The sequence below is a fragment of the Oceanicella actignis genome (assembly GCF_008124525.1).
Classification (GTDB): domain Bacteria; phylum Pseudomonadota; class Alphaproteobacteria; order Rhodobacterales; family Rhodobacteraceae; genus Oceanicella; species Oceanicella actignis.
This window is the reverse complement of sequence record NZ_VNHJ01000002.1, coordinates 206,343-218,431: the sequence shown is the minus strand read 5'-3', so window position 1 is coordinate 218,431 and position 12,089 is coordinate 206,343. Positions and strand designations below refer to the sequence as shown.

The window sequence follows — 12,089 nt, the reverse complement described above, 5'->3', positions numbered from 1 at the left end:
CCATGCAGAACGCCGCCTACGCGCATACGGCCTACGGGAACGCGCAAACCGGTCTGCGCACGCCGCGCCAGGACGAGTATCGCGTGTTCGCCCAGGTCACCAGCCGCATCTCCGACGCCGCCGAACGCGGCAAGGAGGCCTTCCCCGACCTCGCAAGGGCCCTTTACGACAACAACCGCCTGTGGGCGGCCCTCGCCGCGGATGTGCTTCTCGACTCCAACCCCCTGCCGGTCGATCTGCGCGCCCGCATCTTCAATCTCGCCGAGTTCACGCGCCAGCACACGCTCCGCGTTCTCGCCGGCGACGCCGACCCCGCGGTTCTGGTGGACATCAACACCGCCGTCATGCGTGGTCTGCGCGGCTGCACCGGAGACGCCTGATGCCCGGCCTCATCCTGAAGCTCGCGCCCAACGAACGCGTCATGATAAACGGCGTCGTCATCGAGAACGGCCTGCGCCGCTCGCGCCTCAACATCCTGACGCCCAACGCCAACGTCCTGCGCCTGCGCGACGCCATCCATCCCGAGCAGGCCAACACGCCCGTCCGCCGGGTGTGCTACATCGCCCAGCTCGTCCTCGCCGGCGAGGCCGACCCCGCCCTGGGCCGCAAGCAGCTGCTCACGGGCATCGAACAGCTCAGCCAGGTCTTCACCGACCCGGACAGCCAGAAGCGCCTGAACGAAGCCACCGGGCATGTGCTCGAGCAACGCTTCTACCCGGCCCTCAAATCGCTCCGCGCCCTTCTCCCGCGCGAGGCGCGCCTGCTCGAGGTGGCCGCGCAATGACCTTCCAGCCGGCGATCCCCCTGAGCGGGTTTGCCGGTTGGCGCCTGCTCCAACGCACCGAGGCCGCCCAGCGCGAGGCCTTCAACGCGGACCCGCAGATTCAGCGCGACATCGCGTATTTCCGCGCTCACGCCGCCGAAGCGAAAACGGCCGAGGACCTGGTCAACGACCGCCGCCTTCTGAAGGTGGCCCTCGGGGCATATGGCCTCGACGAGGACATCGACAAGAAGGCCTTCATCCGCAAGGTCCTCGAAGAAGGCACGCTCGATCCTGAAAGCTTCGCCAATCGGCTGGTCGACTCGCGCTACCGCGACCTGGCCCGGGATTTCGGATACGGAGACTTCGCCGCCCGCACCAGTCTGTCGACCTTCGTTGAAAAGGTCATTTCGCGGTATCAGGAACGCCAGTTCGAGGCCGCCGTGGGCGATGTCGACAACGACATGCGGCTGGCGATGAACTTCCGACGCGAGATCGGCGACGTCGTGTCCGGCGACAAGAGCGCCTCGACCAAATGGTTCGCCATACTCGGCAACACGCCGCTGCGCGAGGTCGTCACCGCCGCCCTTGGCCTGCCCAACAGCTTCGGCTCGATCGACGTGGACAAGCAGGTCGAGATGCTCGAGCGCAAGAGCTCGGAGATCCTGAAGATCGACGATCCATCCGGCCTCGCCGACCCGGAGGTCATGGAAAACGTCATCAAGCGCTTCTTCATCAAGCAAAGCATCGAAAACGGCTCGACGACCTACAACCCGGCCCTCGCGCTCATCACCGCCGGCCAAAGCTCGTTTCAGAGCATCCTGAACTCCTGATCCGCGTCAGGCGCCGGCGTCCCGCGCGCCGGCCAGGCGGCTGGGCAGCAGCTCGCCCGCATCCTCCACGATGGAATAGGCGACGATGCACACGGCGCTGTGGACCTGCTTGAGCGCGCGAAGCATCTCCTGATGCAGGTTGCTGGTCTCGACGCTGGCCGAACTGTCGCGCAGACGCGCCAGATGGCGGGCCTGCAGCTCCTTCTCCATCTCCCGGATCGCGTCCTTCTCCTCGATCAGGTGCCGGGCGCTTTCCACATCGCCGCTCAGCAACAGGTTCAGCGCCAGCTGCACGTTGCCCAGAACCCGGTCGTGCAGCGCGGTCAGGTCCTTCAGACCGGCGTCCGAAAACCGCCGCCCCTCGTTGTTGAGGCGCCTTGCGATGGCCAGCATCTGGGTCGAGATCTGGTCGGCGGCGTCCTCGAAGCTGTTGGCCATGGCCGCGATCTCCATGGCGCGGCGCGACTGGGCGTCGGTGAGCCGCTCGCGCTGCAGCTTCGCCACATAGAGCTTGATGTCGAAGTGCATGCGATCGACCTGATCCTCGGCCTCGGCGATGAAGCCGGCGACCTCGTCGTCCCACTTGCTGCACAGCCCGAGCACCGGCGCCAGCATGGCGTGCACCATTTCGCCCATGCGCAGGAGCTCGCGCCGCGCGCAGCCCAGCGCCAGATCGGGCGAGTCGAGAACCGAAGGGTCCAGATTGCTGATGCGCGCCGGCCCCGGCGCCGTTCCGCGATCGGGCGCCATGATCGCCGCCAGCCGCAGCGCGCCGCCGGCAAGCGGCAGCGCCAGAAGCGCGACCGCCAGGTTGAACGCCAGGTGCAGGTTCAGCACCTGCTCGGCGGCGCTCGGCCCCAGCCGCGCAAGCTCATGTTCCAGAAACGCCAGCGCCGCCAGCGCGATCATCGCGCCGCCGCCGCGAAACAGCAGGTTCGCCAGAATGATCTGCCGCGCCGCACTCGGCGCCGCCAGCGTCAGCACGGCTGGAATGGCGGCGCCGCCCAGATTGGCGCCCAAAGTCATGGCCCCGGCCGCCTGCGCGGGCAGCATGTCATGAGAAGCGAAGGCGACGAAGGTCAGAACCGCCGCAAGGCTCGAATGCATCGCCCAGGCCAGCAGCGCCCCCAACACGAACGCGCCGACAAGGTCCGACGACAGATAGCCGATGATCACGTTCACGATCGGGCTGTCGCGCAGCGGGGCCGTCGCCTCGCGGATCATGGCGAGGGCGACGAACGCCAGCCCCAACCCGATCAGCATCCGCCCGGCCTGCTTCATGGGCCTGTTGCGCGCGTTCATGAACAGCGCGACGCCAACCAGCAGCAGCGGCGCGGTCAGCGCGCTCACCGGCAGCGAATAGAGCCGCGCCGTCAGCGCCGAGCCGACGTCCGCCCCCAGCGTCATCGCCAGCCCCGCGCGCCCGGCCAGCGCGCCCGCCGAGACGAAGCCGGCGGCCAGGATCGCGACGGCGGTCGAGCTTTGCAGCGCCAGCGCGGCGGGCACGCCAAGGATGGCGGCGCGCAGCGAACCGCCATTCGCCGAGCGCAACGCCGCGCGCAGCTGGGGCATGAATCCGCGTTCGACGCCGGTGCGGATCATCCGCACCGCCCAAAGAAGAAGCGCAACCGCGCCGGCCAGATGAAGCGCGAACCCGACTATGCCGAACCTCCTGCGCAATGGGTGAAAGATGCCGCCGGGCGCCGATGCGCCGGGCGAGCGGGCAATTCAGCACCGAACGGCGCCGCGCGCAACAATCATCCTTGCGCGGCGCGCAAAAAACCGCAACGCTTCGAGCGAAACCGAAAGGAAGAGCGCGCCCCTGCATGCGACCCGCCTGTCGTCGAATCGTCACCGAAGTTTCGCCATGCCGTCGCGCGCAGGGGGCAGAACGCGCCGGATCGAAGCGGCGCGGTCCAGGGCCGCGCCAAACAGGGAGAGAAGACGCATGACCTCGATCACCCGCATCCTTGCCGGCGCGGCCGCGCTGCTGAGCGCCGCCGCCTTCGCCGTCCCGGCCTCGGCCGCCGAGGACTGCCCCCGAGGCGATCTCGACGCGCGCTACTGCGACCGCGACGGCGACCTGGTCGCCGACATTCCCGAGGATCCGTCGCAGTGGCTCGACCCCGACACGCTGATCTTCGCCTACACGCCGGTCGAGGATCCGGCCGTCTACAAGACCGCATGGTCGGACTTCCTGGCGCATCTCGAGAAGGTGACCGGCAAGAAGGTCGTGTTCTTCCCGGTCCAGTCCAACGCCGCCCAGATCGAGGCCATGCGCTCGGGCCGGCTGCACATCTCGGGCTTCAACACCGGCTCGAACCCGCTGGCGGTGAACTGCGCGGGCTTCCGTCCGTTCACGATCATGGCCTCCGACGACGGCAGCTTCGGCTACGAGATGGAGATCATCACCTATCCCGGCTCGGGCATCGAGAAGGTCGAGGACATCCGCGGGCGCAAGCTGGCCTTCACCTCGCCGACCTCGAATTCGGGCTTCAAGGCGCCCTCGGCCATCCTCAAGGCCGATTTCGACATGCTGCCCGAGCGCGATTTCGAGCCCGTCTTCTCGGGCAAGCATGACAACTCGATCCTGGGCGTGGCCAACAAGGATTACGACGCCGCCGCCATCGCCAACTCGGTCATGCACCGCATGATCCGGCGCGGCGTCATCACGCCCGATCAGGTCGTCTCGATCTACAAGTCCGAGACCTTCCCCACCACGGGCTTCGGCGTGGTCTACAACCTCAAGCCCGAGCTGCAGGAGAAGATCAAGGAGGCCTTCTTCACCTTCGACTGGGAGGGCACGACCCTGCAGGAAGAGTTCTCGAAGTCGGGCGAGTCGCAGTTCATTCCCATGAACTACAAGGACTTCTGGGCCGTCATCCGCAAGATCGACGCGGCCAACGGCGTCAAGTACACCTGCCAGTGACAGGAACCGCGCGGCGCCCGCCCCTGGGCGCCGCGCGATCATGAGGCGCGCATGCTCAGACTCGAGAAGCTGACCAAGACCTACCCGACCGGCGACATGGCCCTGCAGGCCGTGGATCTGGAGATTCCCGCCGGGCAGATCGTGGCCCTGATCGGCCCGTCCGGCGCGGGCAAATCCACCCTCATCCGCTGCATCAACCGCCTGGTCGAGCCCAGCTCGGGCGCGGCCTGGCTGGACGACGTGAACCTGACGCGGCTGAGCCAGGCGGCGCTGCGCCGGCAGCGGCGGCGCATGGGCATGATCTTTCAGGAATACGCGCTGGTCGAGCGCCTGACGGTGATGGAGAACGTCCTGTCCGGGCGCCTGGGCTATGTGGGCTTCTGGCGCAGCTTCACGCGTCGCTTCCCGCAAAAGAACGTGGACGAGGCCTATCGCCTGCTCGACCGCGTCGGCCTGCTGGACATGGCCGACAAGCGCGCCGACGAGCTGTCGGGCGGCCAGCGCCAGCGCGTGGGCATCTGCCGGGCGCTGATCCAGGACCCGGCGCTGCTGCTGGTCGACGAGCCGACGGCCTCGCTCGACCCCAAGACCAGCCGCCAGATCATGCGCCTGATCGTCGAGCTGTGCGCCGAGCGCGGGCTTGCCGCCATCATCAACATCCACGACGTCGCGCTGGCGCAGATGTTCGTGAACCGCGTCATCGGCCTGCAGAAGGGCCGCGTCGTCTTCGACGGCCCGCCCGACGCGCTCACCGCCGAGGTGCTGACCCAGATCTACGGCGAAGAGGACTGGGAGGCCACCATCCGCAAGCCCGAGGACGAGGACGAAGCAGAGGCTGCGCCGCTTCCCGCCGGCGCGGGGGGCGCATGACCGTCAGCGAAGCCGAGGCGCAGATGGCGCTCGAGGCGCGGCTGGGCCGCCCCTGGCGCAAGCCGCCGCTGATCCGGCGCGCCTGGCTGCGCTGGGCGCTGGGGATCGGGGCGCTGGTCTATCTGGCGCTGGCCGTCGCCTCGGTCGAGGTCAACTGGGCCCGCGTCTATGAGGGGCTGGACCGCGGCGCCGCCTTCATCGCCGCCTTCATGAGCCCCGACTTCGCCAGCCGCGCCTCGGACATCTACGCCGGGATGCTGGAAAGCATCGTGATGACGGTGGCGGCCTCGGTGGTGGGCATCGGCGTGTCGATCCCCATCGGGCTGGGCGCCGCGCGCAACGTCGCGCCGCTGCCGGTCTATCTGGCCTGCCGCGGCCTGATCGCCGTCAGCCGCGCGTTTCAGGAGGTGATCGTCGCCATCCTGCTGGTCGCGATCTTCGGCTTCGGGCCGCTGGCCGGGTTCCTGACCCTGTCCTTCGCCACCATCGGCTTTCTGTCCAAGCTGCTGGCCGAGGACATCGAGGCCATGGACCGCGTGCAGGCCGAGGCCGTGCGCGCCACCGGCGCGCGCTGGCTGCAATGGATCAATTACGGCGTCCAGCCGCAGTTCATGCCGCGGCTGATCGGGCTGTCCATGTATCGCATCGACATCAACTTTCGCGAAAGCGCGGTGCTGGGGCTGGTCGGCGCCGGCGGCATCGGCGCGACGCTGAACACCGCCTTCGACCGTTACGAGTTCGACACCGCCGCGGCGATCCTGATCATGATCATCGCCATCGTGATGGGGCTCGAATACCTGTCCGGCATTGTCCGCGCGAGGGTGCAGTGATGGCCGAGCGCATCGACCCCCAGGGCCGCCGCATCTGGCGCCGTTTCACCCCCGCGCAGTCGCTCTTGCGCTGGAGCGCGTGGCTGATCGGCGTCGCAGCCTTCGTGTGGTGCTGGAACCGCATCTCGGAATCGACGACGTGGTTCTTCGTGTGGGACGCGCCGCGCATCGCCGGCGACATCCTCGACCGCGCCACCCCGCCCGACTGGTCCTACATCGACCGGCTGTGGGTTCCGCTGTGGGACACGATCAACATCGCCACGCTGGGCACGCTGGGGGCGCTGGTCATGGCCGTGCCGGTGGCGTTCCTGGCGGCGCGCAACACGACGCCCTCGCGCTGGCTGCTGCGCCCGCCGGCGCTGCTGATCATCGTGGCCACGCGCTCGATCAACTCGCTGATCTGGGCGCTGCTTCTGATCGCGATCATCGGCCCGGGCGTGTTCGCGGGCATCGTGGCCATCGCCATCCGCTCGATCGGCTTCTGCGCCAAGCTGCTTTACGAAGCGATCGAGGAGATCGACGAAACCCAGGTCGAGGCCATCGCGGCCACGGGCGCCTCGCGCTGGCAGGTGATGGCCTACGGGATCGTGCCGCAGGTCATGCCCGCCTTCGCCGGCGTCGCGGTGTTCCGCTGGGACATCAACATCCGCGAATCCACCGTGCTTGGGCTGGTCGGCGCCGGAGGCATCGGGCTCGAGCTGTCCTCGTCGCTGAACACGCTGGCCTGGGGGCAGGTGTCGCTGATCCTGCTCATCATCCTTGCCGCCGTCGGCGCGAGCGAGTGGGTTTCGGCCAAGGTGCGCGGGGCGATCATCTGATGACGTTGCAAGAGCGCGAAGCCTCGGGCCCCGAGGCGATCTTCGCATTGTATCTGCGCGCCGCGCCGCGGCTGCCGCGCGCGCCGCGCCGCGGCGCGGCGCGGCCGGCGCCCGATCTGGGCGCGCTGGCCGGCTCGTTCGACCTGTTCGTGCTCGACGCGTTCGGCGTCTTGAACATCGGCGAGCGCGCCGTGCCCGGCGCGGCCGAGCGCATCGCCCGGCTGCGCGCCATGGGCAAGAAGGTGATGGTCGCCACCAACGCCGCGGGTTATCCCAAGAGCCGCCTTCTGGCGCGCTACGCGGCGCTGGGTTTCGACTTCGCGCCGGACGAGGTGGTGTCCAGCCGCGAGACCCTGCTGGCCGCGCTGCAGGACCAGCCCCCGCGCCGCTGGGGCGTGATGGCCGACCCCGCCTGGGGCGAGGAGGAGCTCGAGGGACTGGACGCGCGTTTCCTGCTGGACGATCCCGCCGACTACGCCCGCGCCGAGGGCTTTCTGCTGCTGGGCTCGGGCGCGTGGACGCCCGCGCGCCAGGCCATGCTGGCCGAGACGCTGGCGCGCGATCCGCGGCCGGTTCTGGTCGGCAACCCCGATCTTGCGGCCCCGCGCGACCGCGGCCACAGCCAGGAGCCGGGGCGCTTTGCGCACATGCTGGCCGAGATCCCCGGCGTGACGCCGCAATTCTACGGCAAGCCCTTCGGCGCGATCTTCGAGCGCGTCCTGGCCCGCGCCGGAACCGCCCCCGAGCGCGCGGTGATGGTCGGCGACACGCTGCACACCGACGTTCTGGGCGGGCTTGCGGCGGGCATGTCGGCGGCGCTGGTGACGGATGCCGGCTCGATCCACCAGGGCCGCGCCGGGCGCGACATGGCGCGCGCCGATCTGTGGCCCGATTACGTGCTGCCGCGCATCTGAGGGCCCTGGGCGATAAGTTTTGTCTATCGTCGACGGAAGAATTTCAAATTTTTCCAAATCGCGCAAAGCTGCTACCAATCCCCTGCCAAGCGATGCGCCGCCCCCTGGGCGCGCGTCGCCGACCAGCCGCGCGCATCGCGCCGCGGCCATGACAGGAGAGCACCATGAACGTTCACGCGAGCGGCGGGGGCAAATGCCCCGTCATCCACACGCAGGCGCGCCTCGGGGCGCGCTCGATCCGCGACTGGTGGCCCAACCAGCTCAACCTCCGCATCCTGCACCAGCAGCCCCCGGCGGGCGATCCGCTGGCCGGCAAGGTGGACTATCGCAAGGAGTTCCAGAAGCTTGACCTCGAGGCCGTCAAGCGCGACCTGCACGCCCTGATGACCGACAGCCAAAGCTGGTGGCCCGCCGATTACGGCCATTACGGCGGCCTGTTCATCCGCATGGCCTGGCACTCGGCCGGCTCCTACCGCACCGGCGACGGCCGCGGCGGCGCCTCGCGCGGGAACGAGCGGCTGGCGCCGCTGAACTCGTGGCCCGACAACGCCAACCTCGACAAGGCGCGCCGGCTGCTGTGGCCGATCAAGAAGAAATACGGCGCCCGACTGTCCTGGGCCGATCTGATGATCCTGGCGGGCAACGTGGCCATCGAGTCGATGGGCGGCAAGATCATCGGCTTCGGCGGCGGCCGCGAGGACATCTACGAGCCCGAGGAGGACATCTACTGGGGCCCTGAATCCGAATGGCTGGGCGACTCGCGCCACATGAAGGAGGGCGAGCTCGAAAGCCCCCTGGCCGCCGTTCAGATGGGCCTGATCTACGTCAACCCCGAGGGGCCGAACGGCAATCCCGATCCGCTGGCCTCGGCGCGCGACATCCGCGAGACCTTCGGGCGCATGGGCATGAACGATTACGAGACCGTCGCCCTGACCGCCGGCGGGCACACCTTCGGCAAGACCCATGGCGCGGGCGACCCGGCGCATGTCGGCCCCGACCCCGAGGCCGCGCCGATTCACCAGATGGGCCTCGGCTGGATCTCGACCTACGGCAGCGGCAAGGGCCGCGACGCCATCACCTCGGGCCTCGAGGGCGCGTGGACCCCGAACCCCACCCGCTGGGACACGGGCTATTTCGACGTGCTGTTCGGCTACGAGTGGGAGCTGACCAAGTCGCCCGCCGGCGCCTGGCAGTGGACGCCCATCGGCCTCAAGCCCGAGGACATGGCCCCCGATCCCGAGGATCCCTCGAAGCGCGTGCCGATCATGATGTCCACCGCGGACATGGCCATGCGCATGGACCCCGAGTTCGAGAAGATCTCGCGCCGCTTCCACGCCAACCCCGACGAGTTCGCGGACGCCTTCGCCAAGGCCTGGTTCAAGCTGACCCACCGCGACATGGGGCCGAAGATCCGCTATCTGGGCCCGGACGTCCCCAAGGAGGACTTCCTGTGGCAGGACCCCCTGCCGGCGGTCGATCACCCGCTGATCGAGGCCGAGGACATCCGCGCGCTCAAGGCGCGGCTGCTGGACTCGGGGCTGACGACGGCCGAGCTGGCCAAGGTCGCCTGGGCCTCGGCGGCCACCTTCCGCGGCTCGGACCGGCGCGGCGGCGCCAATGGCGCGCGCATCCGCCTTGCGCCGCAGCGCGGCTGGGAGGTCAACGAGCCCGAGCTTCTGGCCCGCGCCCTGCCGATCTACGAAGCGATCAAGGCCGAGTTCGACGCCGCCGCGCCCGGCGGCAAGAAGGTGTCGCTGGCCGATCTGATCGTGCTGGGCGGCGCGGCCGCGATCGAGAAGGCGGCGCGCGACGCCGGCCATGAGGTCGAGGTTCCCTTCGCTCCGGGCCGCGTCGATGCGGGCGAAGAGCACACCGACGCCGAGTCCTTCGAGGTGCTCGAGCCGGTCTATGACGGCTTCCGCAACTACCTCAAATGCGACTTCGCCGTTTCGGCCGAAGAGCTGCTGCTCGACCGCGCGCAGCTTCTGGGCCTGACCGCGCCCGAGATGACGGCGCTGATCGGCGGAATGCGCGTTCTGGGGCTGAACCACGGCGACTCGCCGCATGGCGTGTTCACCCGGCGCAAGGGCCAGCTGACCCGCGACTGGTTCGTCAACCTTCTGGACATGAGCGTCGAGTGGCGTCCGACCTCCGAGAAGGCCGACCTGTTCGAGGGCCGCGACCGCGAAAGCGGCGAAACGCTGTGGACCGCGACCCGGGTCGATCTGGTGTTCGGCGCGAACTCGCAGCTGCGCGCCATCGCCGAGGTCTACGGCGCCGACGACGCCGACGAGCGCTTCGTGCAGGACTTCGTCGCCGCCTGGAACAAGGTGATGAACGCCGACCGCTTCGACCTGCACGGCTGAACCGCCCGGGCGGGGCCGCGCGCCCCGCCCGACGCGATCCGCCGGCCGAAGCCCGGCCCCGCGCATCCGCCGCGGACAGGGCCGGACGGCAAAAGGAAAGGCCCGCGGGCGCTGCCGCCCGCGGGCCTTCTTCGTTTCCTTGCGTCGATCTCCCGGCTCGCGGGGGCCGCTCAGCAGCCGGTCTGCCGCAGCACCACCCCGACCGTGCGCAGGATCGTCGCGACATCGGCCGCCAGGCTGATCTCGCGCGCATAGCGCGCGTCATGCACGGCGCGGGCCGCGAAGGACGAATCGTTCCGGTCGCCCACCTGCCAGTAGCCCGTCAGCCCCGGGCGCAGCGCGTAGTAGGCCGTGCCGGGATAGAGCTCTTCCTGCTCGGGCAGGAAGGGGCGCGGGCCGACCAGGCTCATCTCGCCGCGCAGCACGTTCCACAGCTGCGGCAGCTCGTCGAGCGAGGACTTGCGCAGGAAGGCGCCGATCCGCGTCACGCGCGGATCGCGGCGCAGCTTCTGACGCTCGCGCCACTCGCGGGCGGCCTCGGGATCGCTGGCCAGCAGCTCGGCCAGGCGCGCCTCGGCGTCGGGCACCATCGTGCGCAGCTTCCAGCAGCGGAAGCGCTTGCCGCCCATGCCCACGCGTTCTTGCGAGTAGAAGGCCGGTCCGCCGTCGCGCCGCACCAGAAGCGCCAGCAGAAACACCACCGGCGCCACGATCGGCGCGGCGGCGATCACAAGCAGAAGATCCAGCGCGCGTTTGCCCCAGCGCGCATAGATCCCGCGCGCGCGGCCCTCGGCTTCGGCCATGCCATGGGCCAAGCCCGAACGCCCCTCGGTCGCTTCGTGATACAATGCCTCATCCCCCATCGTCGGCGAAAATCCGCCGCTCGGCTTGCGCCGATCCGTAAAAATCGCTCCGCCGCTCAAAAAACGACGCGGCACCACAACCACCTCACAGGCGTCAAAGTCCCACAAGGTTTGATAAAATTCAACCTGAATCTGGGTAAATCCCGGCGCGTCCGGCCCGCCCCGCGTGCCGCGGGGCGTGCGGCGCTTGCGCGGCGGCGGCGTTTGTAGTGATATGCGTCCAATGCATTTTCCATCGCGCTGCGCCATGCGCATGCGCCGCTTTCCGGGGGGACGGAACTTGAAGAAACTGGTGTTCGCCGCGATGGGCCTTCTGGCCGCGATTCTCTGGAGCGCCGACCAGGCCGGCGCGCAGGAAGAGCTTTACAAGATCCAGCCGGGCGACCAGCTGGCCGTGTCGGTGCTTGAGGATCCGAATCTGAACCAGACCGTTCTGGTGCGCCCCGACGGCCGCATCACCCTGCCGATCGCCGGCTCGGTCCGCGCCGAGGGGCTTTCCCCCGAACAGCTGCAGGAAGTGCTGCGCCAGCGCTTCGCCCGCGGCTTCGAGATCACGCCGACCGTGACCGTCTCGTTGCGCTACATCGCCGCCCGCGACGAGGTCGTGGACGCCGAAGACGTCGCCACCGTCTTCGTGATCGGCCAGGTCGCGCGCCCGGGCGCGCTCGAGCTGACCCGGCCGACCAACCTGCTGCAGGCCCTGGCGCTGGCCGGCGGCCCGGGGCGCTTCGCGAAGCTGGACGGGATTCAGCTGCGCCGCCACGACGAAGACGGGACCGAGACGGAGGTCATGACCTTCGATTACGAGCGCATCGAAGACGGCATGGCCGCGCTGGGGAACGTCCTTGTCAAGGACGGCGACGTGATCGTCGTTCCCGAACGCGGCCTGTTCGACTGAAGGCGCGC

12 protein-coding genes are annotated in these 12,089 nt (G+C 69.1%); 10 read left to right on the top strand and 2 right to left on the bottom strand.

The annotated features are described in order from the left end of the window. The first annotated feature begins 2 nt into the window (after positions 1–2). From flaF to LY05_RS03700, 3 genes are read left to right on the top strand one after another with little or no spacing between them, the layout of a single operon-like run. Positions 3–380, top strand: coding sequence for a flagellar biosynthesis regulator FlaF (flaF, locus tag LY05_RS03710; protein ID WP_072746869.1), 378 nt, complete (start codon positions 3–5; stop codon positions 378–380). Beyond that, complete coding sequence (flbT, locus tag LY05_RS03705; protein WP_148922145.1) at positions 380–784, top strand: flagellar biosynthesis repressor FlbT; 405 nt, start codon at positions 380–382, stop codon at positions 782–784. The genes flaF and flbT overlap by 1 nt, the downstream gene beginning before the upstream one ends. Beyond that, entirely contained in the window at positions 781–1,593 is an 813-nt protein-coding gene (locus tag LY05_RS03700) for a DUF1217 domain-containing protein (protein ID WP_072746871.1), read from the top strand. The genes flbT and LY05_RS03700 overlap by 4 nt, the downstream gene beginning before the upstream one ends. 6 nt (positions 1,594–1,599) lie before the next feature. Here LY05_RS03700 and LY05_RS03695 read toward each other — a convergent pair whose 3' ends face one another. Then, positions 1,600–3,273, bottom strand: a complete 1,674-nt coding sequence (locus LY05_RS03695; RefSeq protein WP_282957553.1) for a Na/Pi cotransporter family protein — start codon at positions 3,271–3,273, stop codon at positions 1,600–1,602. Between the two features lie 268 nt (positions 3,274–3,541). Here LY05_RS03695 and phnD point away from each other — a divergent pair, with 268 nt between their 5' ends. From phnD to katG, 6 genes are all read left to right on the top strand, one after another. Then, complete coding sequence (gene phnD, locus LY05_RS03690) at positions 3,542–4,522, top strand: phosphate/phosphite/phosphonate ABC transporter substrate-binding protein (RefSeq protein ID WP_072746872.1); 981 nt, start codon at positions 3,542–3,544, stop codon at positions 4,520–4,522. A 51-nt stretch (positions 4,523–4,573) separates the two neighbouring features. Beyond that, complete coding sequence (phnC, locus tag LY05_RS03685; RefSeq protein ID WP_148922143.1) at positions 4,574–5,392, top strand: phosphonate ABC transporter ATP-binding protein; 819 nt, start codon at positions 4,574–4,576, stop codon at positions 5,390–5,392. Next, positions 5,389–6,222 carry a phosphonate ABC transporter, permease protein PhnE gene (gene phnE / locus LY05_RS03680; RefSeq protein ID WP_148922142.1) on the top strand — a complete coding sequence of 278 codons (834 nt, stop codon included), beginning with the start codon at positions 5,389–5,391 and terminating at the stop codon, positions 6,220–6,222. The genes phnC and phnE (LY05_RS03680) overlap by 4 nt, the downstream gene beginning before the upstream one ends. Then, positions 6,222–7,040, top strand: coding sequence for a phosphonate ABC transporter, permease protein PhnE (phnE, locus tag LY05_RS03675; RefSeq protein ID WP_072746875.1), 819 nt, complete (start codon positions 6,222–6,224; stop codon positions 7,038–7,040). Before phnE (LY05_RS03680) ends, phnE (LY05_RS03675) begins: the two co-directional genes overlap by 1 nt. Further along, complete coding sequence (locus LY05_RS03670) at positions 7,040–7,954, top strand: HAD-IIA family hydrolase (RefSeq protein WP_148922141.1); 915 nt, start codon at positions 7,040–7,042, stop codon at positions 7,952–7,954. The genes phnE (LY05_RS03675) and LY05_RS03670 overlap by 1 nt, the downstream gene beginning before the upstream one ends. 164 nt (positions 7,955–8,118) lie before the next feature. After that, on the top strand, positions 8,119–10,320 hold the full coding sequence (gene katG / locus LY05_RS03665; RefSeq protein WP_148922140.1) for a catalase/peroxidase HPI: 2,202 nt from the start codon (positions 8,119–8,121) through the stop codon (positions 10,318–10,320). A 170-nt stretch (positions 10,321–10,490) separates the two neighbouring features. Here katG and LY05_RS03660 read toward each other — a convergent pair whose 3' ends face one another. Next, complete coding sequence (locus tag LY05_RS03660) at positions 10,491–11,168, bottom strand: sugar transferase (protein WP_249041846.1); 678 nt, start codon at positions 11,166–11,168, stop codon at positions 10,491–10,493. 295 nt (positions 11,169–11,463) lie between these two features. Here LY05_RS03660 and LY05_RS03655 point away from each other — a divergent pair, with 295 nt between their 5' ends. Continuing rightward, entirely contained in the window at positions 11,464–12,081 is a 618-nt protein-coding gene (locus tag LY05_RS03655) for a polysaccharide biosynthesis/export family protein (RefSeq protein WP_170258804.1), read from the top strand. Positions 12,082–12,089 lie beyond the last annotated feature (8 nt).